Raw genomic sequence first — 22,992 nt, 5'->3', positions numbered from 1 at the left:
CGGAGGACGCCCCCTTGTGCACCGCGAGAACACGGAGGTCACGTCACGACGGCCACCGGGGCGCGGGCGATCCGGCCGGCGACCGCGGCCTCCATCAGGCGCCGGGCGGCGGCTGCGACTCGATCGTCAGAGCCTCGTGGTCGAAGCTCAGATGGCCGGCGATCCTGGTGGCGTCCTCCAGCGGCTCCTCGTAGGACCAGGCGGCGTCCTCGGCGCCCTCCAGCGACCAGTACGACGCCTCGCCCTTGTACGGGCAGACGGTGTGCTTGCGGCTCCGCGTCAGCAGTTCGCGGCGGACGTCCTCGGCCGGGATGTAGTACCGGTTCGGCAGGCCGGTCTCCGACAGCACGATCGGGTGCTCGGTCTCCGCGACGATCTCGCCGTCCCGCAGCACCCGCACGTGCCGGCGGGCGCGGCGCACGTCGACGCGGTGGAAGGGGTCGCGCAGATGGCCGTGGACCTCCTCGTCCTCGTCGTACCAGGCGTCCATCGGGGCCCAGTAGAACGCCATGAGGCCGCGCAGCCAGGCCGCCTCGGGCTTCGGCTCCGGGTACCCCCACACCGCGTTCTCCGCGCTGCGGCCGCCGGCCCGGATCGTCCAGTACGCGGCGTCGCCCTTGAACGGGCAGTACGTCGTGTGGTCGGTGCGCTCCAGCAGGTCGGTCCGCACGTCCTCCTCCGGGACGTACAGGACGGGCAGCAGCCCCGTCTCATGCAGGAACTGCCCGCGCTCGGTGTCCAGGACGATCTCCCCGGCGAACCAGGCGTGCACCCGGCGGGGGAACCGGTGCATGAAGAGCCGGTGCTTCGGCCCGTCGATGGTGAAGTTGACCTGGTCGCCGGGCGTGCCGGCGAGCGGCCCCGGCGGCTTGGTCAGGGACATGGACGACTCCTCACATTCGGGGCGGCACGCGCGTGCCGTCACACCCCGGACGGCATCGTCTCCAGTTCACCACGGCGGGCCGCCTCCAGGTGGAGCGGCTCGAGCGCCGTCGTGATCCGGAACCAGCAGAGCGCGTCGTAGCGCTCGGCGAGCCGCGTCGGCACGTACTGGCGCCGGTCGCGGTCCGGGTCGTACACGACGCCGATCGCGCGGTGCCCGAGCGTCCGGGTGAGGAAGGACGGCTTGTCCGCCTCGGGCGGCACGATGAACATCCCGCGGTGCAGCTCCGACTCCGCCAGCACCTCCTCCAGCGACCCGGCGGCCGGCGGCGGGACCTGCATGACCTCCATCGGGCCGCCCCAGCGCGGCGCCACCACGACCTCGCCGGGCCCGCCCGCGAACCCGATCGCCACGACCTGGTCGCGGCCCCGCCGCTCCCGGGCCAGCTGGCCGAGGTTGACCATGCCCGCGGCGGCCATGTCGGTCGCCCGCGCGTCCCCGATGTGGGTGTTGTGCGCCCAGACCACGGACTTGCCCTCGCCGCCCTCGGCCTCGTGGAACTCCGTGAGCCGGTCGAGGGTGTCGGCCATGTGGACGTCCCGCACGTTCCACGACTCCGGCCCGCCGCCGATCATGGCGCGGTAGTACCGCTCGGCGTTCGCCGCCACCTCGGCGTTCTGCCGGGCGTCGAACACGTCCGCCGGGTCGCCGGTGCCGGCGTCCGGGACGGTCCGGCGCAGCCGGGTGAGCAGCGCGAGGACCTCGTCGGCGCAGCCGTCCGGGACCAGCGCGGTGTTCCACCCGTAGGCCTGCGGGTCCTCGCCGTGCGGCTCGAAGCAGCGGTACGCCTCCAGGGCCGTCTCCAGGTACTCCGGACGGTGGTCCGCCAAGTGGTCGACGACCGCGCGGAGCGACTCCCAGAGGCTGTAGACGTCCAGGCCGTAGAAGCCGGCGCGCTCGTCGGGCGGCAGGCCCGCGTTGCGGCCGCGCAGCCACCGGCAGAACTTCACGGTCTCCTCGTTGGCCCACATCCACGTCGGCCAGCGCTCGTAGGCGTCCAGGACGTCCCGCGGGTCCGCGGGCGCGCCCGGGGCGAGGGTCACCGAGCGGCCGACCCGCCGGCAGTCCGGGTAGTCGCCCTCGACCGCGACGAACGCGAAGCCGCGCTCGGCGATCAGCCGCCGGGTCAGCGCGGCCCGCCAGGCGTAGTACTCGTGCGTCCCGTGGGTGGCCTCGCCGATCAGCACGCAGCGGGCGTCCCCGATCCGGTCCAGGAGCGGATCGAGGTCCTCCTCGTACTCCAGCGGCAGCGCCGCCCCCTGCACGTCATCGGATTCGGGCCCCTCATGGCTCACCGCGGGGCTCATGGCGATCCCCTCCGCTCCCCCTTCGGCCCGGCGCCCCGCTCGGTGGCGCGCCGGGGGCGGTGGTCCTCGTCCAGCTGCAGCATCGCGTTGGCGCGCTCGCCGGCCTCCTGGTCGCTGGCGGCCCCCTGGTCCTCCAGCTGCTTGCGGAGCCTGCGGCGCTCGGCGTCGTACTTGTGGCTTCCCGGTCGTGGCATGACGACGTCCCCCTTCTCGTCGTCCTCCCCGCGTTCCCCCGATCCGGGGATCGATGCAGACGAATCCGGCCTTTCCCGGCGCGATCGCGTCGGCGGCGGCCGCCTCCGCCGCGCGCTGCTCGACTCCCGGCGGGGTCGCCCGTATGTCGCGTTCGCCCGAGACCCTGCGGGAATGCGACCGAGACGTAACGCGAATCGGCCACGAAACGCCAAAGAAATGGATAGTCTCCCACCGATCACTCTTGGTCGAGTAATGAAATCTGGGAGCACACGCCGCATGAGCGCTGCCAACCGGGCACAGGTCATCACACGGTGGGGGGCCATCGCCTTCATGGCGGCCGCGGTCCTGACCGCCACCGCCGGCGGCTTCGCCCAATCCTACGCCGGTCTCTACCACTGGGCCCTGGAACACGGCCTGCGGGGCTGGAAGGCCGAATCGTTCCCCCTGCTGGTCGACCTGTTCATCATCGTCGGGGAGCTGGGGCTCTTCCTGCTGGCCATCGACGCCTTCGTGATAAAGCGCCGCGCCATCATGAGCTGGCTCGACTTCTGCCTGCCGCTCACCATCGCCCTCGCCGGCTGGACGGCCAGCCTCATCTTCAACGTCGGCCACGTCGGCAACAAGACGTTCTCCTACCAGGCGACGGCCGCCGTCCCGCCGATCGTGTCGATGCTCGGCCTGTTCGTCCTGCTGCGGACCCTGCACCGGTACGTGTCGCAGCAGACGGACGAGGAGGAGAAGCAGCCGGAGCCGCAGACGCGCGCCATCGCCGGGCCGGTCACGCTGAACCAGATCACGCTGATGCCGTTCCGGAACACCGGGCCGTTCCCGCAGATCCAGGTTCCCGGCCACTCCGGCAAGGCGCTCGAGTCCGGGACGTCCGCGGCGCAGCCGGCGGCCGAGGCCGGCACCAAGACCGACACCGCGCCCAAGACCGCGCCGAGCGCGCCCGTCGAGGCCGCCGCGGCCCCGGCGCCCGCGCCGACCGCCGAGGCGCCGGCCCCGGCTCCGGCGCCCGAGCCCCAGCCGGAACTGGCCGTCGTCAGCGCCGCCGCCGCGGCCGGGAGCATGAACGGGCACGGCACCTACGGCGCGACGACCGGTGCGCCCGTGACCGCGCCGTCCCCGGAGAACCTGCGCAGCCTCGTCATCGACATCCTCGAACGGCGGCACGGCGACGTCGCCGGGACACTCGCCGAGGTCAGGGCCGAAGGCTACGTCTGCGACGAGGCCGAGATCCAGCGGATCAGCGACAACCACTGGTTCCCGTACGCGGTGTACCGGCTGCTCGCCAAGCACCACGGCGACGGCGACCTGGTCGCCCGGGAGCTGACCGCGCAGGGGATCACCTACGACCAGGCCACGCTGGACGCGCTCGTCCAGTCCTGGCGCGTCTGACCCCCCGCTCGTTTCCGGACCGGCCGCCCGCATCCATTGCGGGCGGCCGTTCCGCGTCGTCCACCGGCGATCCCGTGCCGTTCTGCGCCGTATCGGTGTGATCACGCTGCGTCCGTGCGACGCTGGGCGCACCAGCGACGCCGGGAGTGCCGATGAAGACGAGGACGCATCTCGCCGCCGTGGCGGCGGCCGCCGCGCTCGGCGGAGCCGTCACCGGATACCTGATCGCCCCCTCGCCGGGGGACGCCTCCGCCCGTCCCGCCGCGGCCACCCTCGCGAGCGGAACGCTCCACCTCGCGCTGAACATGCCGGCCGGCGACCGGGCGAAGGCGGCCGCACTCGGCTACAACCTGTTCGACGTCGACCCGGACGCCGGCGACATCGCGTCGCTGCCCGCGGGCGGCCGGGCCCTGCTGTGGGTCGGCAACACCACCTGCGGCGGCTTCCAGCAGGAGAGCACGTCCGCGTTCACCGCCACGGTGAAGCGGTTCGCGGGGAACGACCGGGTCTACGGGTGGTACCTGTCGGACGAGCCGAACCCGGACGAATGCCCCGACATCGCCGGGAAGATCCGGCAGCGCGCCGACGTCGTCCACCGGTACGCGCCCGGCCAGAAGGCGTTCGCGTCGCTGACCGACTGGCCGATGCGGCCGCTCGAGCCGTCCGAGACGCACCTGGACCTCATCGGCCTCGACCCGTACCCGTGCCGGACGGACGACACGACGTGCGACCTCGGCGCGATCGACACCATGGTCGGGCAGGCCGCCCGCGCCGGGTTCCCCCGCCGCATGATCGTCCCGGTGTTCCAGACGTTCGGGCAGTCCTGCAACGACGGGGAGCGCAACTGGCGGCTGCCGGGCGAGGGGCAGCTCCGGTCCATGCTGCGGCGGTGGGACCGGCTCGTCCCGCGCCCCGCGTTCGACATCAGCTACTCATGGGGCCGGCAGGACGCGTGGGCGTGCCCGGCACTGTCCGACGCCGACGGCGGAAGCGGCCTCCCGGACCTCCAGGCCGTCATGAAGGCGCACAACACGCGCCGCGCCGGCCCCGGGCTGCCCGCGCGGAGCCCGGGGCGCGCACCGACGCCGGCGGTATCCGAGAGACCGCCGGCGTCGGCGAGTCCGTGCCCCGTCCCGTCCTCGGGCTAGGGCTCGCGCTGCTGCTCCTGCGCCGGGTCGGTGCGCAGGCGGGCGTGCAGGCCGCCGTCCAGGTGCAGGACATGCCCGTTGAGCTGCGCCGCCGCCGGGGACGCCAGGTACAGCGCCGCGTCGGCGACCTCCTCCGGCGCGGTGGTGCGTCCCGCCGGGATGTCGGTGGCGGGCCGGACCTCCCCGACGACGCTGGCCGGCGCGATGCAGTTCGCGCGGATGCCGAGCCCGCCGAGCTCCACGGCGATCGCCCGGCTGAGCGCCTCGATGCCCGCCTTGGTGACGTCGTAGGCGCTCTGGTCCTCGTGGGCGCGGGAGCCGCCCGGCGACGACAGGCTGACGATCACGCCGCCCCGGCCGGCGTCCCGCCACAGGCGGGCCGCGCGCACCGACAGCAGGTACGCCGAGCGCAGGTTGGCGGCGATGACCGCGTCCCAGAGACCGGCGCCGATGTCGATGAGCGGGGTGCGGACCTCCGTCATCGCGGCGTTGTTGACGAGGACGTCGAGGCCGCCGTCCTGCGCGATCCGGGCGAAGACGGCGTCGGCCACCTCCTCCAGGGCCAGGTCGCCGGCCATCGTGGCGACCCGCGGGGCGGCGTCGAAGACCTTGAGCCCGTCGGCGTCGACGTCCACGGCGAGCACGTCGGCGCCCGCGTCCGCGAAGCGGTGCACCAGCGCGCGGCCGATCAGCCCCGCGGCGCCGGTCACCAGCACCCGCTCCCCCGTGCAGTCGAACGTGACGGCGCTCATTTGACCGTGCTCACGAACGACGTGCCCGCGTAAGACGCGCACACGAAAGACGTGCTCACGAACACTCGGCCTGCGTTCACTGGTCTCATTCGGCGGGAGCCTCCCTCACCTGGGCGACGATCTGTGTCGGGTTGACGAACATCAGCGCGACGATCAGCAGCACCGCCGACAGCGCCATGTAGATCACGGCCATCGCGTCGATGGCCTGGGCCGCGCGGATGCCCGGGGTGAACGCCGCGCTGTACAGCGCGACGATCAGGGTCTGGCTGTCGGCGTCCGCCACCAGGAACGTCAGCTCGAACATGGCGACGGTGCGGACCAGCACCAGGATTCCGGCGGCGAGGATGCCGGGCAGCAGCAGCGGCACCAGCACCCGCGTGAACACCTGGCGGGTGCGGGCGCCGCACATCCGCGCCGCCGACTCCACGTTGGCGTCGATCTGCTCCACGAACGGCGTCATCACGAGGATGACGAACGGCAGCGCCGGGACGAGGTTCGCCGCGACGACGCCCGTCATCGTCCCCGCCAGGTGCACCTTGTACAGGACGGTCGCGAGCGGGATCCCGTAGGTGATCGGCGGCAGCAGCACCGGGAGCAGCAGCAGGAACATCACGACGCGCTTGCCGGGGAAGTCGCGCCGCGCCAGCGCGTACCCGGCCGGGACGCCGATCAGCAGGGCCATCGCGACGACGATGAGGGTGATCTCCAGCGTGACCGTGAGGACCTCGCCGAGCGCGAACTCCGACCAGGCGTCGGAGTACCAGGTCGTGGTGAAGCCCTGCGGCAGCCAGCCCGCGAACCATTTCGTCCCGAACGAGTTGACGACCACGGACAGGATCAGCGCGAACAGGTTGACCAGGAAGAACGCGACGCAGGCCCAGACGAGCCAGGCGCTCGGCCGGCCCTTCGGCAGGCCGCGCCGCGGCAGCCCGGCCGGGCGCGAGACGGCGGTGGTCATGATCCCTTACCTCCCATCGCGGGCCCGGTGTAGAGGCGGCCGCGCAGCAGCAGCGTCACCGAGATGACGAGCAGTTCGAACACGCCCATCAGCACGGCGATGGTCGAGGCCATCGAGTAGTCGTACTTCTCGAACGCCGCCTGGTACGCCGCGATCGCCATCACCCGCGTCTCCCCGGCCGGTTCGCCGACGAGGTTCGCGGACGGGAACACCGAGAACGCCAGCACGAACGCGAGCACGAACGTGGTGGCGAGGCCGGGCGCCAGCAGCGGCAGCACGATGCGCCGCATCCGCTGCCAGGGTCCGGCGCCGAGCGTGGCCGCGGCCCGCTCCAGCGTCGGGTCGATCCCCGACATGTAGGACAGCACCAGCAGGAACGCGAACGGGAACCCGGTGATGAGCAGCGAGAACAGCACGCCCCAGTAGTTGTAGATCAGCCGGACGGGCTCGTCCACCAGGTTCAGGTCGATCAGGACCCGGTTGAACCAGCCCTTCGGGCCGAGGTAGCGCAGCAGGCCGTCGGCGACCAGGACCGTGCCGAGCGTCACCGGCAGGACCAGCAGCGCCGTCAGCACCCGCCGGCCCCGGAACCGGCCGCGCAGCTTGTACGCGATCGGCACCGACGCCCCGACGTTGATCAGCGCCGCCGGCAGCGCGAGCTTCAGCGTCTTCCAGACGGTGCTGCGCTGGTAGGAGTCCTTGAAGAAGTCGGCGTAGTTGCCGAACGGCCCGCCGCCGTTCTTCGGCTGCAGCGACAGGCCCACCCCGTACATCATCGGGTAGAGGAACAGCAGCCCGATGATGAGCACGGCCGGCAGCAGCAGGAGCAGCACCCGGTCGACGCCGCGTTCGGCGAGCCGGTGCCGCAGGCCGCCGCGCGCGGTCGCCGGGGCCTGCGGGCGCGGGGGAGCCTCAACCGCCATCCGGTGCCCCCGTCTCGCCCGCCGCCTCGGCGGCGGCCCGCACGCTCTCGCCGAACACGAGCACGCGCTCGGGCTGGACGGTCAGCGTCACCCGCTCCCCCGGCGCGATCCGCTCCGGGGACTTGAAGTGGACGACGCGGCCGTCGTCGGTGATCCCCTCGGCGGCGACCTCCCGCCCGTGGAACTCCGACACCTCCACGCGGACGGTCACGCGGTTCCGCGCGCCGGCGTCCCCGGCGACCCGGAAGTCCTCGGGGCGGACGGCGGCGACCGCCCGGCCACCGCCGATCGGGTCCTGCCCGACCCCGGTGAGCGTGAGGCCGTCCTTCTCCCCGAGCGTCACCGTGCCGTCGTCGACCGACAGGACGGGCAGCTCCAGCAGGTTGCGGTACCCCATGAACCCGGCGATGTAGGTGCTGGCCGGGTAGGTGTAGACCTCCTCGGGCGTCCCGATCTGCTCGACCTGCCCGGACCGCAGCACCACCACGCGGTCGGCGAGCGCGAGCGCCTCCTCCTGGTCGTGCGTGACGTACACGGTCGTCAGGCCGAGCGTCTGGTGGATGCGGCGGATCTCCGTGCGCATCTGCACCCGCAGCTTGGCGTCCAGGTTCGACAGCGGCTCGTCCATCAGGACGAGCTTCGGCCGCAGCACGATCGCGCGGGCGATCGCGACGCGCTGCTGCTGGCCGCCCGACAGCTGTCCGGGCAGCTTGCCGGCGTGCTCGGTCAGCTCGACCGTGCGCAGCGCCTCGTCCACCCGGGCGGCGATCTCGCTCTTGGCCGTCCGGCGGACCGACAGCCCGAACGCGACGTTCTTGCGGACCGACAGGTGCGGGAACAGCGCGTAGTTCTGGAACACCATCCCGAACCCGCGCTTCTCCGGCGGCAGGGTGTCGATGCGCTCCTCGTCCAGCCAGATGGCGCCGTCCGAGAGCGGCAGCAGCCCTGCCAGGCAGTTCAGCGCGGTCGACTTGCCGCAGCCGGACGGCCCGAGCAGCGCGATGAACTCGCCGCCCCGGATCCGCAGGTCGAATCCGCTGAGCGCGGTGGCCTTCCCGAACCGCCGCGTCACGCCGTCCAGCCGCAGCTCCGCGAACCCGGCCCGCGCCTCCTTCTCCACCGCGGTCTCCACGGTCATGACTTCTTGACCTTCTGGCCGCCGATCTCGCGGTCCCAGCGGTCGAACGCGGTGACGAGGGCCTTGGCGTCCAGCGGCGGAGCCTTGGGGTTGTCGGCGATGAGCTTGTCGTACTCGGCGCGGCCGTACTCCTTGATGGCCTGCCGGCTCTCGGCCGGCGCCATGTCGAGGGTCACGCCCTTCACGGCGGGTCCGGGGTAGAAGTAGCCCTTGTCGTAGGTGATGGCCTGCTGCTTGGGCTGGAGCGCGTACTTCATCATGTCGAGCAGCACGGCGAGCTTCTCACCGGAGACGCCCTTGGGGACGACCATGTAGTGCGCGTCCGTGACCCAGGTGAAGCCTTCGAGCGCCTGGACCTTGACGTCCTTCGGCACCTGGCCGAGGACGCGGGGGTTGATGTCCCAGCCGGTGGTGCTGAGGATGATGTCGCGCGTGCCCTCACCCAGCTCCTGCATCGTCTGCGTGGTGCCGGTCGGGTAGTACTCGATGTACTTGTCGAGGTCCTTGAGGTACTGCCAGGTCTTGGACCAGCCGTTCGTCGGGTCCTTGGGGTCGGAGTCCTTGAGGATGTAGGGCAGGCCCATGAGCCACGTGCGTCCGGGCCCGGAGTTGGACGGGCGCGCGTACTCCAGCTTGTTCGGGTGGGCCTTCGCCCAGGCGAGCAGCTCCTCGGCCGTCTTCGGCGGGTTCGAGACCTTCTTCGGGTTGTACTCCAGCAGCGGCCCGGACGGGTAGTACGTCACGACGACGCCCTTGCCCTGCGCGAGGTCCTGCATCTTGGACGCGGGCTCCAGGTACTGCGTCTTCAGGTCGGGCAGCTTGTCGGAGTACTTGCCGACGAGGTCCACCCAGAGGTTCTGCTCCAGGCCGGCGGACAGGCCGTCGGTGCCGGTGAGCACGAGGTCGATGTCGAGCTGCCCGGCGTCCTGCTGGGCCTTGACCTTGCCCGCCAGCTCGGGCGAGGTGGCCTTCGTGTAGGTGATCTTGCTGACGAGCTTGGGGTGCTCCTTCTTGTAGTTCTCGAAGATCTGCTGCGTCAGCTGCAGGTTCCCGGCGACGTCGATGACGTTGAGGGTGACCGGCTTGGACGGCAGCTTGACGTCCGCGGCGGACGGCTCGGACGCGCCGCCGCCGTCCGAGCTGGGCGCGCCGCAGGCGGTCAGCAGCAGTCCGGCGGCGGTCGCGAGGGTGAGGAGGGCTGATCGAGGAGTTCTCATGGGGTGGGTCCTCCCGGCGGGACGCGCGGTCCCGCGTGGTAAGGCCGGGCTCACACGGGCCCGGTGGTGCCTCGGATGAGGAGTCGGGTCGCCAGCTCGGCGGCCGGGGGAAGAGGGGGCGCCTTGGGCACCCCGGGGTCGAGCCTCGTGTGCATGGTGGCGGCGGCCGCCCGGGACAGCGCGTTCACGGGCATCGCCACCGTGGTCAGGGGCGGATTGGTCATCGACGCCATCGGGATGTCGTCGAAGCCGACGATGCTGAGGTCGCCGGGCACGTTCACGCCGCGCTCGGTGAGCCGCGACAGCACGCCGAGCCCGACGAGGTCGTTGTAGGCGAACGCCGCGGTGACGCCCGCCGCGACCACCTCGTCGGCGGCCCGGTACCCGCCGGTGAACCGCGGCTCGTACGGGCCGAGGTCCACCAGTTCGATGCCGCGCTCGGCGCAGGCCGCGCCGAGGAACTTGCGGCGCTGCCGGTTCGACCACGAGTTGGCCGGGCCGGACAGGTACGCGCACCTGCGGTGGCCGAGCGCGTGGACGTGCGCGACCGCCTGGTCCAGGCCGGGCTGGAAGTCCAGCAGGACCGACGGGGCCGCCCGGCTGGTCCGGTAGGCGAGGACCACGCTGGTCTTGGCGGCGACGGCGCTCAGCCGCGTCCCCGACATGCGGGGGGCGCACAGGATGAGCCCGTCCACCCGCTCGACCATGGCCTCGGCCAGCCTGACCTCCGTCGCCGTGTCCTCGTCGGTGTCGGCCAGGAACACCGCGAACTCGGTGTCCCGGAAGTAGGCCTCGACGCCCTTGATGAAGGGGGCGAAGAACGGGTTGGCGATGTCGGGGACGATCAGCCCGACGTTGCGGGTCCGCCCGAGGACCAGCGACTGCGCCGCGCGGTTCGGCTGGTAGCCGAGCCGCTCGGCGCATTCGAGCACGCGCCGCCGGGTCTCGGCGTTCACGAGCTCCGGGGAGTTCAGCGCGCGCGAGACCGTCGAGGGGGACACCCCCGCCAGGCTCGCCACCGCCCGGATCGAGGCCCGGGTGCCGTCTGCGCTCATGGCGACGATTATGAAAACGTTTGCGGAACAGTGTCAACAGCGGGCGCGAAAAAGCCCCCGACCGCAACGTCCCCGTGATCTGGGGCGTTGCGGCCGGGGGCTCCCCTCCCGGGGGTCTAGGCGGCGTCCCGTCCGGCCCGCTGCAGCGCGGGCTCGCCGCGGACGTCGTCGTCGTGCACGTAGCGGCGTCCGCGCATCAGCGAGACCAGCGCCGCGACCAGCGACATCGCGATGGCCAGGCTGAACACGATGACGAGCCCGTGGTGGAACGGCTCGGAGATCAGGTGCGGGAAGTACGAGCGCCCGGTGAGGGTCGTCACGTCGTCCGGCGCGAGGCTCCCGAGCACATGGAACGGTGCGAGCAGGTTCTGGATCGGGTTGTAGCCGAGGAACGCGGCGAACAGCGTGCCGACCGGCGGCAGCTCGCCGACCTGCGCGGCCGGCCCCGCCGGGACGCCGTGCTGCGTCAACCCCTGGGTGAGCGTCCTCGGCAGCGTGTTGGACAGCCCCGCGATCATCAGCGAGAAGAACACGCCGATCGACAGCACCATCCCGGCGTTGGCGAACGTGGCGCGCATGCCGGACGCGACGCCGCGCTTGTCCGCCAGGACCGAGTTCATGATCGCGGTGGTGTTGGGCGCGGCGAACAGCCCGGACCCGACCCCGTTCAGGAAGATCAGCAGCGCGAACGTCGGGTAGCCGAAGTCGGTCGGGATCACCAGCAGCCCGCCGAACGCCAGCGCCGACAGCACCAGTCCGCCGGAGGCGAACGCGCGGGCGCCGTGCCGGTCGGACAGGTGCCCCGACAGCGGCCCCGCGACCAGGAACCCGGCGGTGAGCGGCAGCAGGTAGATGCCGGCCCACAGCGGCGTGTCCGCGTAGTCGTAGCCGTGCAGCGGCAGCCAGATGCCCTGCAGCCAGATGATCAGCATGAACTGCATGCCGCCGCGGGAGATCGCGGCGAGCAGCCCGGCCGCGTTCCCGGCGGTGAACGCCCGGATGCGGAACAGCGAGAGGTGGAACATCGGCTGCTCCACCCTGGTCTCGATCCAGCAGAACAGGACGAGCACCGCGAGGCCGCCGATGATGCCGCCGAGCACCCACGGGTTCGTCCAGCCCATGTCGTGCCCGCCGTAGGGCTGGATGCCGTAGGTGATCGCGGCGAGCAGCGCGGTCAGCCCGATCGCGAACGTCGCGTTGCCCAGCCAGTCGATCTTCGCGGCGACCGCCCGCCTGGCGGTCTCGATGAGGCTGCGGTAGGCCCAGACCGTCCCGGCGATGCCGATCGGCGCGGACGCGAAGAACACCAGCCGCCAGTTGATCTCGCTGAGCAGCCCGCCCGCGACGAGCCCGATGAACGTCCCGGCGATGCCCGCGACCTGGTTGACGCCCATCGCCATGCCGCGCCGGTGCGCCGGGAACGCGTCGGTGAGGATCGCGGCGGAGTTCGCCATCAGCATGGCGCCGCCGATCCCCTGGAACACCCGCCAGCCGATGAGCCAGAGCGCCCCGGCGCTCTCGTGGAACGGATCGAGCGCCAGTAAGAGCGTCCCGACTGTGAACACCGCGAACCCGGCGTTGTACATCCGGACGCGCCCGAACATGTCCCCGAGCCGGCCGAGCGTGACCACCAGCACCGCGGAGACGAGCATGTAGCCCATCAGGATCCACAGCAGGTAGCTGACATTGCCCGGTTCCAGCGGATTCAGCTGGATGCCCCGGAAGATCGCCGGCAGCGAAATGATCACGATCGAGGAGTTGACCGTGGCCAGCAGCATGCCGAGCGTCGTGTTGCTCAGCGCGACCCACGGATAATGCCTGGACGGCACGCCGACCTCACCCCCCGTCGGATAGTTTCCTACGCTAACTAAGCATAAACCCGGCGTTCGACGCCACCCCGAAAAAGGGTTCGCATCCGTCACCTCCGGGCGTGTGCGCCCTCCCCCGCACGGCCGGACCGGCACCGCCGCCGGCGCGGAACCGGCGGCCGTCTAGGATCCGAGCGGTGAACGGCAAACACCGGCTGGCCCTGGACGACGAGCGCCTCATCGCGTTCTTCCGCGAACGCCGCATCTGCACCTTGGTCACCGTCCGCCCGGACGGCACACCGCACGCCGTCCCGGTGGGGGCCACCCTGGACGCGGGCACGGTCCGCGTGATCACCTCGTCCGGCTCGGCGAAGGCCCGCCACGTCCGCGAGGCCGGCGAGGCGGGCCTTCCGGTCGCCGTGACCCAGGTGGACGGCCGCCGCTGGGCCACCATCGAGGGCCGGGCCGTCCTGAGGACGGACGCGGCCTCCGTGGCCGACGCCGAACACCGCTACACGGCCCGCTACAAGCCCCCGCGCCCCAACCCGGCCCGCGTGGTCATCGAGATCACCGCCACCCGCGCCATGGGCACCCTCTGATCACCAGGCCGGGCGTCCCCGCGCTCTTATGCGTCCATCGGCGGCCGGACGGGTGAAAGTCAGTAGGCGTAGGCGATTTCGCAGCCGGGGCTGAGCGGGGCTTCTGTGAATCCGCCTTCGATCACTCTGCCGAAGGCGTCGAGGCCGTTCAGGCAGGCGTATCGAGGGTCCTCACCACGGGTGAAGGCGATGGCCGTAATGGTGTTCGGCTTTTGCGGGATGGTGTTGGTGACGCGCATCCGTTCCCCCTCCGTAAAGGAGAAGATGACGGTGCTCGGGGGGTTTCTCTTCTTCATCATGCCGTAGCCGGTGCGGCCGTCCGGGTTCATCACTGCGCTGGTGACGTCTCCGGAGCCCGCTTGCCGGCGGAACAGGACGCGGCCCGCTCGGAGGCCGGTGCCTCGTGCTTCGGTGTCGAGCGCATGCAGGGTGACCTGCTGGACCGCGCGTCCGGTGGGCACATGCGTTCGCCCTGGCGGTACGTCGGAGATTTCGCTGAGGGTATAGCCGAGCGTGCGGTTGTCTTGGGCCCAGACGATCTCGCCGATGACGGAGGGGATACCCGTTGTCCAGGTGCGGCGGTGGCCCGAGTCGATGTCCAGGACGGTCACGGAGGCGCCCGGCACCGCGGTCGGTCGGGCGTCGCTTGGGCAGGGAGCCGTTGTGTAGGCGAGTCGATCGCCGTCCGGGCTGAAGGCCAAACCGGCGACGAAGGCGGGAACGGTTCCCGATCGCAGCGGCCGCATGTTCGCCACGTGGCCGTCGCTGGTGAGCCCGAACCGGTAGAACCGTGACTCGCATGGGCTTTTCCGGGAGGCGGTGAGGATGAAGGTTCCACCGGGGCCTGCCAGAATCGCCTGGGCCTCAGGGGTGTCCGGGGTTGGCCGGGGGACTGACTCCACCTGGTGTGTCCGTCCCTCGGGTTCGACAGCGCGTACCTCGAACCACGGCGCGGGTCTATTGTCCGCGGACGGCCCCACCATGCGTCCCACTGTGAGGACGAAACGTGGAGGCCGGTCGTCTTGATGGTGTGGCGCGGACGGGACGGGGTCGTCGACCAGCAACTGCACCGCGGTGATGGACGCCGCGACCGATACGGCCATCGCGACCGGGCCCGCCCAGCGTCCCATCCGCCAGGACAGGGGTTCGCGGTCTTGTGACTCGTCCGGTTCATCCGCCATTCGACGATCATGCCGGTCGCGGGTGCCGCCGCGTGGCCGGACGCCGGATCCGCTATGCGCTCAAGATCTGGGACGCCAGGTCGCGCAGTTCGCGGTCCTCGGTGAAAGCACGCCAGCCGGTGCCGTAGTGGTGGCGCCGGTCGGACGAGAGGATCTCCTGCGCGGCCCGCCGCACGCCCGGGAAGGCCGGCCTCATCTCCGCGAGGTGGCGCACGGCCGTCCACCGCACCGGCAGGTACTCGCCCGCGGCCACCGCGTACAACTCCCGGTCCAGGACCGACGACGCGGTCTCCGCGTCCCCGGTGACGCGGTGGTACGCATGCGCCGCCTCGACCCTCGTCCAGTCGTCCCGGACGTCGAGGAGCGCCCGCAGCCGGCCGGCGTGGGCGGCGGCGAGCGGTCCGAGATCGGCGGCACGGCGCAACGGCTCACGGGAGCGCCCGTCGAATGCCTCGTCCAGGGCGGCCAGCAGACGGGCCGGGTCTCCGGTCACCTTCCACAACGCCCACGGGAGGACCACGTCCGCCTGTCGCGCGACCCACGCGCTGCCCGAGTCGGGCGCCCCGGCCAGGGCGGGTGCCGCGTCGGCTGCGGCGGGGCCGATGGCGGCGAGCGCGCGGGCGGCCTCGATCGTCGCGTCCGTCCCGATGAGCGCGGCGAGTTCCGGAACGGCGGCTGATGCGGCCGGGCCCCACTCCGCGAGTGCCTCGACCAGGCCGCGCGCGATGTCCGGTTCGTCGAGGCGGGCGCGGATCGCGGGCAGCAGGGCACCGGCGTGCCCGCTCAGCGGTCCCAGCAGGGTGCGCATGGTCGGCGGCATGGTCGTGAAAGGGCCGGACGGCCCGTACCCGTCACCCCCGAACCGCAGGTCCCCGGCGAGGCGGTCGAGAAGGCGCGGAAGGCAGCGGGGGTCGTTCCGGCGGGCCAGGCCCCAGGCGGCGAGGTCGGCGATCCGGCCGTCACTGTGCCGGGACAGGGGTGCATGGTCGTCCAGACGGGCGGCGAGCAGGTCGGCGTCTCCCTCGTCGAGCGCGGCGAGGAGGTGGGTCGCGTAGGCGCGCACGGCGGACGACCCGTCGGTCGAGCCCTGGACGAGGCCCGGCAAGAGCCGCACGACGGGCGAGCGCGCCGCGCTCAGGACGTCCGCGGCGATCTGCACGGCTCCGATCCGCCGGTCGCCGTCCCCGCTGCCGAGGAACGCGGCGGCCAGTTCGGTGCGCGCGGCGGTGTCGTCCTCCAGGCGGCGGCCGAGCCAGCCGAGCAGGCGAGCGGCCCGGCCGCCGTAGAACTCCCGCAGGTCGGCGGGCATGTCCCCGACCCATGGCGTGTCCCGCCAGACGCTGATGTCGCCGCGCACGGCCGCGACGAGCGTCCCGAGTTCGGGGCGCTGCGTGCGGACGGCCTTCGCGAGCGCCAGCTCGGCGGCCATCCTGATCTGGGCGTCATCGTGGCGGCGGAGGTCGCGCAGCCAGACAAGCGCCTCGGGCAGGACGCCGGCGGTGCAGCCTCCGGCGAGTTCACCGGTCGCGATGATGATCCCGAGCCGTACCGCGCCGTCGTCCTCGGCGTCCCATCGCGACCGCAGCGCGGGGACGACGGCGTCGGCGTCGGCGCGTGCGTCGGACAGCGTGCTCGCCAGCACCCGCCGCACCGCGACGTCCGGATCGTCCAGCAGCGACAGGACCCGGGGCAGGGCCGCGGCCCAGGCGTCCGGCCAGCCGTCGTCCACCCAGGACCGGGACACGGTGTTCGCCTCGCCGACGAGCAGGCCGATCAGCTCCAGCAGGCCGGGACGTACCGGCACGGCGGGGTCGCCCGCCAGCGCGACCAGGTACGGAAGTGCGGCGCGGGCGGCCGAGAAGACCATCCCGCCCTGGTGGTAGATCTTGCCTTCCAGGTCGTCGAGCGCGTTCTCCGGGTCGAGGCCCTGAGCGATGCCGCGCAGGAGGCCGGGTACATCTCCCGCCTCGCCGTAGGCGTGCCCGAGCGCCGTCCAGTCGATCTCGTCCAGGCCATCGAGCAGCGTCACAATTCGGAGATCATTCCATCTCTCCGGTGTAGGCGGCGATGGTGCGGTCCGCGGAGGCGCGGGCCGCGGCCTCGTCGGCGCCGGCGGCGACGTGGGCGGCGAACCAGGCCTCGCCGCTCTGCCGGCTGAACTCCTTGCCCTCGTCGGTCGTGGACCAGTCGGGGCCGACCTGCTCCGGGGCGCTCTCGCCCGTCGCAATGTGCAGGGCGAGGCCGAGCAGGCCCATGTCCCAGCCGATGCCGACGGCGCCGGGGCCGAACTGGTCCCACATGGCGTCGTCGACGTGGGCGATGTGCTCCAGTTCGAGGCGCGCCCGGCCGTCCGGCTCGGGGGTCAGCCGGACCTCGATCCAGGACGTCTGCCCGCCGTACTCCCAGGTCGCGGAGTAGCCCTTGGGCGGGTCGCAGGTCTCGATCGTCCCGCCGGCGTTGCCCTCGAGCTGGTAGCGGCCGCCGAGCCGGAGGTCACCGGAGACCGGCAGGAACCAGCGGGGAACCCGCTCGGGGTTGGTGACGGCGTCCCACAGGTCCTCGACGCCGGTGTCGTAGACCTGGCTGATCGTCGACGTCCGCGCGGTGCCGGCCTCCAGCACCCGCTCGCCGACCTTGCGGCGTACCGCGTTGATCTGCCCCGTGACTTCGATCATTTCGCGCTCCCTGGGTCGTGGCGGCGTGCCCGCTTGCCCCGGGCGATCTCGGTCGCCAGGGCGTCGAGATGCGGCGTCCAGAACCGGCGGAAGCGGTCGAGCCAGGCGTCGACCTCTCGCAGGGGCGTGGAGTCGACGGCGTAGAGCCGCCGCGTCCCCTCCGCCCGCACCACCGCGAACCCGCTGTCGCGCAGCACCTTCAGATGCTGTGATACCGCGGGCTGGGAGATTCCGAACTCCTCCCGGACGACCGCCGTGACCTCGCCGGACGACCGCTCGCCCTCGGCGAGCAGCTCCAGAATCCGGCGCCGCACCGGGTCGCCCAGAACATCGAACGCGTGCACGACCCCAAGCTACAGGCTCGACTTATATAAGCCAAGTCTTAAGTAGCGTTTCAGCGGCCGGCGAGGAGCTGCTCGAAGGGGACGGGGTCCTCGTACGGGTCGTCCTTCGCCGTCGCGGGGCGGGCCTCCATGAGCGCGGCGAGTTCGGCCCCCGCCCGGGCGATGCGGTCGGGCAGGGCGCTCTCACCGCTCCCCCAGTCCTCGGACGCGGCGTACACGGCGGTCGGGGCGACCGTCGTGCGCAGGTAGGCGAACAGGGGGCGCAGCGCGTAGTCGATCGCCAGCGAGTGGCGGGCGGTGCCGCCGGTCGCGCCGAGCAGGACGGGCCTGCCCTCCAGCGAGTCGCGGTCGAGGACGTCGAAGAACGTCTTGAACAGGCCGTTGTAGGAGGCGTTGAAGATGGGCGTCACGGCGATGAGGCCGTCGGCGTTCGTCACGGTCTCGACGGCGGCGCGGAACGGCCCGGACGGGAAGCCGGTCAGCGTCGCGTCGACCATCGCGTGCGCGTGGTCGCGCAGTTCGATCGTCTCGACGGCGACGTCCGAGCGGAGGGCCTCCGAGGCGGCCGCGGCCAGCCGGTCGGCGAGCAGCCGGGTGGACGACGGCTGCCCGAGACCGGCGGAGATGACGGCGAGCGTGCTCATCGGACCTCCCCCGTGTTCGCAAGGCTCGCGATGCGGGACGCGTGGGTCGGCGCGGTCGCCGGGACGTGCGCCGGACGCAGCGCCTCGAACTCCTTGCGCAGCACCGGGACGACCTCCTCGCCGAGCATGTCGATCTGCTCCAGGACGGTCTTCAGCGGCAGCCCCGCGTGGTCCATCAGGAACAGCTGGCGCTGGTAGTCGCCGAAGTGGTCGCGGAACGAGAGGGTCTTCTCGATGACCTGCTGCGGGCTGCCGACCGTGAGCGGCGTCTCGGCGGTGAACTCCTCCAGCGACGGCCCGTGCCCGTAGACGGGGGCGTTGTCGAAGTACGGGCGGAACTCGCGGACGGCGTCCTGGGAGTTCTTGCGCATGAACACCTGCCCGCCGAGCCCGACGATCGCCTGGTCGGCGGAGCCGTGCCCGTAGTGCTCGAAACGCTGCCGGTACAGGGCGATGAGGCGCTGGAAGTGCTCCTTGGGCCAGAAGATGTGGTTGGCGAAGAAGCCGTCGCCGTAGTAGGCGGCCTGCTCGGCGATCTCCGGGCTGCGGATCGAGCCGTGCCACACGAACGGCGGGACGCCGTCCAGCGGGCGCGGCGTCGAGGTGAACGACTGCAGCGGGGTGCGGAACCTGCCCTCCCAGTCGACGACGTCCTCGCGCCAGAGCCGGTGCAGGAGGTGGTAGTTCTCGATGGCGAGCGGGATGCCGTCGCGGATGTCCTTGCCGAACCACGGGTAGACGGGCCCGGTGTTGCCGCGCCCCATCATCAGGTCCACCCGGCCGTCGGCCAGGTGCTGGAGCATCGCGAAGTCCTCGGCGATCTTCACCGGGTCGTTGGTGGTGATCAGCGTGGTCGCGGTGGACAGGATGAGCCGCTCGGTGCGGGCCGCGATGTAGCCGAGCATCGTGGTCGGCGAGGACGGCACGAACGGCGGGTTGTGGTGCTCGCCGGTGGCGAAGACGTCCAGCCCGGCCTCCTCGGCCTTGAGCGCGATCGTCACCATCGCCTTGATCCGCTCGGCCTCGGTGGGGACGCGGCCGTCGGTGGGGTCGGGAGTGACGTCGCCGACCGAGAAGATCCCGAACTGCATGGCGGCCTCCGAAATAGTAGAACGTTCAATCATCTTACGGGAACCGCGGGGGGCGAGAGCGTATTCCTGACGTGTCAGGCGGCGTCCCGGACATCCCGTTCGAGCGCGTCGACCAGCCAGGTGTTGAGCGTCCCGGCGGGCGCGGGCTCACCGGTGACCTGGCCGAACAGCGTCCAGTAGCGGCGGAGGCGCGGGTCCTGCTCCATGGCGACCGCCGGCAGCAGGGCGCGCCGGAAGCGCGGGGTGTCGCGTTCGTCCCGGCCCTCCGCGTGGGCCGCGACGAAGCGGTCGAGGGCCGGTCCGGGGCCCGGCTCCCGGCCCGCGATCACCAGCGGCGCGGCCAGCGCCCCGGCCTCGCCGAGCCCGGCGATCAGCGTCGGCTCGTCCCGCACCCGGTCGGCGTTCACCCGGCCGAGGGCGCGCAGCTCGCGCAGGAGCGGCCGGTCGGCCGCCACCGCGACCATCCCGGCGTAGGCGACGACCTGCTCCGGCGTCGGATCGGCCGGCGGCTCGGGGACGCTCATCTCCAGGAACGCCCGCATCGCCCCGTCCGGCAGCGGGACGAGGACGCGGCGGCGCCAGAACTCCAGCATGACGTCCCGCGCGGCCGGGCCGTCCTGCACGGCGGCGAGCAGGTCGAGGCGGGCGGCGCGGTCGGCCGGGTCCGCGTCCTCGACCGCGCGGAGCGAGGCGCGGCGCCAGGCGAGGGCGGCCAGCTCGGCGTCGGCGGCACGGCGTTCGGCGGCGACGGCCTCGGCCAGCGAGCGCTCCCCGGTGAGGACGGCCGCGATGGCGGGCAGGCCGAGCCCGAGGGCGCGCAGCCGCCGGACGAGGACGAGCCGGTCAACGGCCGAGCGGTCGAACCGCCGGTGGCCGCCGGCACTGCGCCCCGGCTCGAGGACGCCCTCGTCGCAGTAGAAGCGGATCGTGCGCACGGACACGCCGGTCAGCGCGGCCAGGTCGCCGATCCCGAGCGAGGTGTCCACAAGGGAAGTGTCGTCCGTCACACCCGGTTGAACCTCCAGCCGACTGGAGCTCCTACCTTACGGGCACGACAGCGGACCGAGAAGAAGGAGACGATCGTGCTGGACGCCGGACGGACGCAGGAGGGCCTGCGCGAGCACGCCCGCGGGCTCGCCGACGCCGCCTCGGGGGCCGACGCGCTGACGCGGGTGCCGACGTGCCCGGACTGGACGCTGCGGGAGCTGGTCGGGCACGTCGGCCAGGCGCACCGGTGGGCGACCCATCTGGTGCGGACGGGCGGCACCGACGTGCTGGACGAGCTGCCCCGCACGCCGCCGGACTCCCCCGCCGACTGGTCCGGCTGGCTGCTCGACGGCGCGGACGAGCTGATCGAGGCGTTCGAGGCGAACCCGGACGGGTCGGTCGAGCACCCGCTCCTCGGGACGTGGCCGACCGCAATGTGGGTGCGCCGGATGGCGAACGAGACCGCCGTCCACCACGCCGACGCGGCGCTCGCCACCGGGACGCCGTTCGCGGTGGCGCCCGACCTCGCCGGTGACGCGATCACCGAGTTCCTCGGCCTGCTCACGGCGGTGACGGCGGCGGCGTACAAGCCCGAGCTGGCCGAACTGCGCGGGAACGGCGAGACGCTGTGCCTGCGTCCGGCCGAGGCGTCCCTGGAAGGCTGGCTGATCACCCGCACGCCCGAGGGGCCGGTCTGGGAGCACGGGGTCCGGGACGCGGACATGACCGTCGACGGGCCCGTCCGGGACCTGCTGCTGGTCTTCGCCCGGCGGCTCGCCCCGGCCGACGCGCCCGGCGTGAAGGTGACGGGCGACGCGTCCCTGCTGGATCACTGGCTCGCCCGCACGGCGGTCTAGCCGGTCACGGCCGCGGGGAAGACCACCTCGAAGTCCATCTGGTCTGAGGGGCCCCCGCGGGGGAATGCTCGGAGACATGATCGGTGAACACGTCCTCGCCGGATACGTCCCCGACGCCGGCGGCCGCGAGGCGCTCGACCTCGCGCGCTCCATCGTCGCGCTGACCGGCGGGCGGCTGAGCGTGGCGACCGTCCACCCGCCGGACCTGCCGGCCGCCGCCGGCGAGGCGCGCGCCGCGCTGGACCAGCTCGCCGACCTGCTGGACGAGCAGCCCGCCGACCTGCTCGTCCAGGAGGGGCGCAGCGTCGGACGCGGGCTCACCGTGCTCGCCAGCCGGATCGGCGCCGACCTGATCGTCGTCGGCTCCCCCGAGGGCGGCGCCCGCGGCCGCATCGGCGTCGGCGCCGCCGCCGACCACCTGCTGCACTCGGCGACCGAGGCCGTGATGCTCGCCCCGTCCGAGTACGCCCCGCCGGACGAGCTGGGCCGGATCACGGTCATGTACGTCCGGCGGCCCCAGTGCGACGAGGCCGTCATCCGCGCCGCCCAGGCCGCCGAGCGGCTGGAGGTCCCGCTGCGGCTGGTCACGCTGGCCGTCGGGGACGTGGCCGGCGACCCCCTCCGCGACGACCTCGCGCTCGCCATCCGGCTCGCCCTGGACTCCGCCGACCTGCTCCCCGAGGAGGTCTCCGCGGAGCTCGCCGAGGGCGACGACGTCGCCGACGCCCTGGACGACGTGGACTGGCCCGAGGGCGAGCTCCTCGTCTGCGCGTCCAGCGAGGACGCCGCCGCCCACCGCGTGTTCCTGGGCGAGGTGGCCCTCAAGGTGCTGCGGGCGGCGCCGTGTCCGGTCACCGTCCTCCCGCGTGGCTACTACTGAGTAGTCCGTTTTGACCGTTTACTCGGAACCGCTTGCCGCCTGCGGTTTACCTGGACTACATTCCGTCGAGATCGGAACGTGACCATTGGAACGGGGCACGTTCCTCCCCCGGTCGGGCGCACCCCTGCCCGGACGAGCGAGGCGCAGGGAGCGAGATGGACCCGATCGGCAGCAAGCTGCTCGACATCGCCAAGACGGAACTCGGCTACACCGAGAAGGGCGACGGCTACACCAAGTTCGGCGAGTGGTACCGCAAGAACGTCGACGGTGACCACGACGAGTACTTCTCCACCGCGCCCTGGTGCGACATGTTCCTCGCGTGGGCCGCCAACAAGGCGGACGTGACCGATCAGGCCGGGCAGTTCGCCTCCACCGTCGAGCACGCCAAGTGGTTCAAGAAGCACGACGCCTGGGGCCACGACCCCGAACCCGGAGCCATCGTCTTCTACGACTGGAACGGGTCCGGCGACATGGACCAGATCGACCACGTCGGCATCGTCGAGAAGGTCGACGGGCACACCCTCCACACCATTGAGGGCAACGCCGACGGCTACAAGCTCATGCGCAAGACCCGCGACACCGGCACCGTCGTGGGCTACGGGTACCCGTCCAAGGTCAAGGTCGAGGCCAAGTACACCCCCAAGCACGCCGCCCCCGCCACCACCGTCGACAAGGTCGGCGGTCCCGCCACGGCCACGCACACCCACGAGGCCGAGCACAACGGCGCCGCCGAGCAGCTCCCCGCCCAGGACGTCGTCCTCGGCGGCATCCTCGCCTTCATCCTCTGCGGCACCGTCGCCCTCGCCGCCGGCCGCGCCGCCGCCGCGAAGGCCCCCACCTCGCCGCCCATCCGCGTCCGCAAGCGCGGCAAGCACCACCGCCCGTCCACCCC

General features: G+C 72.3%; 23 protein-coding genes. 6 read left to right on the top strand and 17 right to left on the bottom strand.

Annotated features, from left to right (window positions below; all coding sequences use genetic code 11):
- Positions 1-94 precede the first annotated feature (94 nt).
- Genes E1284_RS05720 through E1284_RS05710 form a run of 3 tightly spaced genes read right to left on the bottom strand, consistent with a single transcriptional unit; the run spans position 95 to position 2,444 of the window.
- Complete coding sequence (locus tag E1284_RS05720) at positions 95-883, bottom strand: DUF427 domain-containing protein (RefSeq protein WP_131937828.1); 789 nt, start codon at positions 881-883, stop codon at positions 95-97.
- Positions 884-921: 38 nt separating this feature from the next.
- Complete coding sequence (locus E1284_RS05715; protein WP_131937826.1) at positions 922-2,250, bottom strand: erythromycin esterase family protein; 1,329 nt, start codon at positions 2,248-2,250, stop codon at positions 922-924.
- Positions 2,247-2,444 (bottom strand): hypothetical protein, encoded by a 198-nt coding sequence (locus tag E1284_RS05710; RefSeq protein ID WP_131937824.1) that lies wholly within the window; start codon positions 2,442-2,444, stop codon positions 2,247-2,249. The genes E1284_RS05715 and E1284_RS05710 overlap by 4 nt, the downstream gene beginning before the upstream one ends.
- 277 nt (positions 2,445-2,721) lie before the next feature.
- On the opposite strand from E1284_RS05710, the gene E1284_RS05705 reads away from it, so the two are divergent.
- Positions 2,722-3,843 (top strand): DUF2637 domain-containing protein, encoded by a 1,122-nt coding sequence (locus E1284_RS05705; protein ID WP_165965134.1) that lies wholly within the window; start codon positions 2,722-2,724, stop codon positions 3,841-3,843.
- A 152-nt stretch (positions 3,844-3,995) separates the two neighbouring features.
- Positions 3,996-4,991, top strand: coding sequence for a hypothetical protein (locus E1284_RS05700; protein ID WP_131937820.1), 996 nt, complete (start codon positions 3,996-3,998; stop codon positions 4,989-4,991).
- Here the strand turns inward: E1284_RS05700 and E1284_RS05695 are convergent.
- The 7 genes from E1284_RS05695 to E1284_RS05665 all read right to left on the bottom strand — a co-directional run bounded on the left by E1284_RS05695 (position 4,988) and on the right by E1284_RS05665 (position 12,863).
- On the bottom strand, positions 4,988-5,743 hold the full coding sequence (locus tag E1284_RS05695; RefSeq protein ID WP_131937818.1) for an SDR family NAD(P)-dependent oxidoreductase: 756 nt from the start codon (positions 5,741-5,743) through the stop codon (positions 4,988-4,990). The genes E1284_RS05700 and E1284_RS05695 overlap by 4 nt on opposite strands.
- Before the next feature lie 85 nt (positions 5,744-5,828).
- Positions 5,829-6,701 (bottom strand): ABC transporter permease, encoded by an 873-nt coding sequence (locus E1284_RS05690; RefSeq protein WP_131937816.1) that lies wholly within the window; start codon positions 6,699-6,701, stop codon positions 5,829-5,831.
- Entirely contained in the window at positions 6,698-7,624 is a 927-nt protein-coding gene (locus E1284_RS05685) for an ABC transporter permease (protein ID WP_131937814.1), read from the bottom strand. The genes E1284_RS05690 and E1284_RS05685 overlap by 4 nt, the downstream gene beginning before the upstream one ends.
- Entirely contained in the window at positions 7,614-8,762 is a 1,149-nt protein-coding gene (locus E1284_RS05680) for an ABC transporter ATP-binding protein (protein ID WP_131937812.1), read from the bottom strand. Before E1284_RS05680 ends, E1284_RS05685 begins: the two co-directional genes overlap by 11 nt.
- Positions 8,759-9,979, bottom strand: coding sequence for an extracellular solute-binding protein (locus tag E1284_RS05675; RefSeq protein ID WP_131937810.1), 1,221 nt, complete (start codon positions 9,977-9,979; stop codon positions 8,759-8,761). The genes E1284_RS05680 and E1284_RS05675 overlap by 4 nt, the downstream gene beginning before the upstream one ends.
- Before the next feature lie 50 nt (positions 9,980-10,029).
- Positions 10,030-11,034, bottom strand: coding sequence for a LacI family DNA-binding transcriptional regulator (locus E1284_RS05670; RefSeq protein WP_131937808.1), 1,005 nt, complete (start codon positions 11,032-11,034; stop codon positions 10,030-10,032).
- Positions 11,035-11,150: 116 nt separating this feature from the next.
- Positions 11,151-12,863: an MFS transporter gene (locus E1284_RS05665; protein WP_243714273.1), complete on the bottom strand. Its 1,713-nt coding sequence runs from the start codon at positions 12,861-12,863 to the stop codon at positions 11,151-11,153.
- A gap of 176 nt (positions 12,864-13,039) precedes the next feature.
- Between E1284_RS05665 and E1284_RS05660 the strand changes: the two genes are divergently transcribed.
- Positions 13,040-13,441, top strand: coding sequence for a pyridoxamine 5'-phosphate oxidase family protein (locus tag E1284_RS05660; protein WP_131937807.1), 402 nt, complete (start codon positions 13,040-13,042; stop codon positions 13,439-13,441).
- A 59-nt stretch (positions 13,442-13,500) separates the two neighbouring features.
- Here the strand turns inward: E1284_RS05660 and E1284_RS05655 are convergent, their stop codons facing one another.
- The 7 genes from E1284_RS05655 to E1284_RS05625 form a co-directional block, all read right to left on the bottom strand.
- Positions 13,501-14,622 carry a beta-propeller domain-containing protein gene (locus E1284_RS05655; RefSeq protein ID WP_131937805.1) on the bottom strand — a complete coding sequence of 374 codons (1,122 nt, stop codon included), beginning with the start codon at positions 14,620-14,622 and terminating at the stop codon, positions 13,501-13,503.
- Positions 14,623-14,674: 52 nt separating this feature from the next.
- Positions 14,675-16,651, bottom strand: coding sequence for a HEAT repeat domain-containing protein (locus tag E1284_RS05650; RefSeq protein ID WP_131937803.1), 1,977 nt, complete (start codon positions 16,649-16,651; stop codon positions 14,675-14,677).
- Positions 16,652-16,661: 10 nt separating this feature from the next.
- On the bottom strand, positions 16,662-17,297 hold the full coding sequence (locus E1284_RS05645) for an SRPBCC family protein (protein ID WP_131937801.1): 636 nt from the start codon (positions 17,295-17,297) through the stop codon (positions 16,662-16,664).
- Positions 17,294-17,641, bottom strand: coding sequence for an ArsR/SmtB family transcription factor (locus E1284_RS05640; RefSeq protein WP_131937799.1), 348 nt, complete (start codon positions 17,639-17,641; stop codon positions 17,294-17,296). Before E1284_RS05640 ends, E1284_RS05645 begins: the two co-directional genes overlap by 4 nt.
- 50 nt (positions 17,642-17,691) lie before the next feature.
- Positions 17,692-18,285, bottom strand: coding sequence for an FMN reductase (locus E1284_RS05635; protein ID WP_131937797.1), 594 nt, complete (start codon positions 18,283-18,285; stop codon positions 17,692-17,694).
- Positions 18,282-19,376: an LLM class flavin-dependent oxidoreductase gene (locus E1284_RS05630; protein ID WP_131937795.1), complete on the bottom strand. Its 1,095-nt coding sequence runs from the start codon at positions 19,374-19,376 to the stop codon at positions 18,282-18,284. Before E1284_RS05630 ends, E1284_RS05635 begins: the two co-directional genes overlap by 4 nt.
- A gap of 74 nt (positions 19,377-19,450) precedes the next feature.
- Positions 19,451-20,383 carry a MerR family transcriptional regulator gene (locus E1284_RS05625; RefSeq protein ID WP_131937793.1) on the bottom strand — a complete coding sequence of 311 codons (933 nt, stop codon included), beginning with the start codon at positions 20,381-20,383 and terminating at the stop codon, positions 19,451-19,453.
- A gap of 75 nt (positions 20,384-20,458) precedes the next feature.
- Between E1284_RS05625 and E1284_RS05620 the strand changes: the two genes are divergently transcribed.
- The 3 genes from E1284_RS05620 to E1284_RS05610 all read left to right on the top strand — a co-directional run.
- The gene (locus tag E1284_RS05620; protein ID WP_207923583.1) at positions 20,459-21,220 is read left to right on the top strand and encodes a maleylpyruvate isomerase family mycothiol-dependent enzyme; all 762 of its coding nucleotides are present in this window, start codon (positions 20,459-20,461) and stop codon (positions 21,218-21,220) included.
- A gap of 76 nt (positions 21,221-21,296) precedes the next feature.
- Positions 21,297-22,100, top strand: a complete 804-nt coding sequence (locus E1284_RS05615; protein ID WP_131937791.1) for a universal stress protein — start codon at positions 21,297-21,299, stop codon at positions 22,098-22,100.
- A 155-nt stretch (positions 22,101-22,255) separates the two neighbouring features.
- The coding region (locus E1284_RS05610) for a CHAP domain-containing protein (RefSeq protein ID WP_131937789.1) at positions 22,256-22,992 on the top strand (737 nt) is incomplete at its 3' end.

Source organism: Actinomadura bangladeshensis (genome assembly GCF_004348335.1).
GTDB classification, from domain to species: Bacteria; Actinomycetota; Actinomycetes; order Streptosporangiales; family Streptosporangiaceae; genus Spirillospora; species Spirillospora bangladeshensis.
Note: the sequence above shows the minus strand (reverse complement) of the source record. Positions and strands in the feature narration are given on the sequence as shown.

Bases quoted from the DNA above. Each gene is read 5' to 3' on its own strand.
- E1284_RS05685 (WP_131937814.1), bottom strand. From the start codon at position 7,624: ATGGCGGTTGAGGCTCCCCCGCGCCCGCAGGCCCCGGCGACCGCGCGC.
- E1284_RS05630 (WP_131937795.1), bottom strand. From the start codon at position 19,376: ATGCAGTTCGGGATCTTCTCGGTCGGCGACGTCACTCCCGACCCCACC.
- E1284_RS05635 (WP_131937797.1), bottom strand. From the start codon at position 18,285: ATGAGCACGCTCGCCGTCATCTCCGCCGGTCTCGGGCAGCCGTCGTCC.
- E1284_RS05690 (WP_131937816.1), bottom strand. From the start codon at position 6,701: ATGACCACCGCCGTCTCGCGCCCGGCCGGGCTGCCGCGGCGCGGCCTG.
- E1284_RS05720 (WP_131937828.1), bottom strand. From the start codon at position 883: ATGTCCCTGACCAAGCCGCCGGGGCCGCTCGCCGGCACGCCCGGCGAC.
- E1284_RS05710 (WP_131937824.1), bottom strand. From the start codon at position 2,444: ATGCCACGACCGGGAAGCCACAAGTACGACGCCGAGCGCCGCAGGCTC.
- E1284_RS05700 (WP_131937820.1), top strand. From the start codon at position 3,996: ATGAAGACGAGGACGCATCTCGCCGCCGTGGCGGCGGCCGCCGCGCTC.
- E1284_RS05705 (WP_165965134.1), top strand. From the start codon at position 2,722: ATGAGCGCTGCCAACCGGGCACAGGTCATCACACGGTGGGGGGCCATC.
- E1284_RS05655 (WP_131937805.1), bottom strand. From the start codon at position 14,622: ATGGCGGATGAACCGGACGAGTCACAAGACCGCGAACCCCTGTCCTGG.
- E1284_RS05675 (WP_131937810.1), bottom strand. From the start codon at position 9,979: ATGAGAACTCCTCGATCAGCCCTCCTCACCCTCGCGACCGCCGCCGGA.
- E1284_RS05615 (WP_131937791.1), top strand. From the start codon at position 21,297: ATGATCGGTGAACACGTCCTCGCCGGATACGTCCCCGACGCCGGCGGC.
- E1284_RS05680 (WP_131937812.1), bottom strand. From the start codon at position 8,762: ATGACCGTGGAGACCGCGGTGGAGAAGGAGGCGCGGGCCGGGTTCGCG.
- E1284_RS05715 (WP_131937826.1), bottom strand. From the start codon at position 2,250: ATGAGCCCCGCGGTGAGCCATGAGGGGCCCGAATCCGATGACGTGCAG.
- E1284_RS05645 (WP_131937801.1), bottom strand. From the start codon at position 17,297: ATGATCGAAGTCACGGGGCAGATCAACGCGGTACGCCGCAAGGTCGGC.
- E1284_RS05695 (WP_131937818.1), bottom strand. From the start codon at position 5,743: ATGAGCGCCGTCACGTTCGACTGCACGGGGGAGCGGGTGCTGGTGACC.
- E1284_RS05670 (WP_131937808.1), bottom strand. From the start codon at position 11,034: ATGAGCGCAGACGGCACCCGGGCCTCGATCCGGGCGGTGGCGAGCCTG.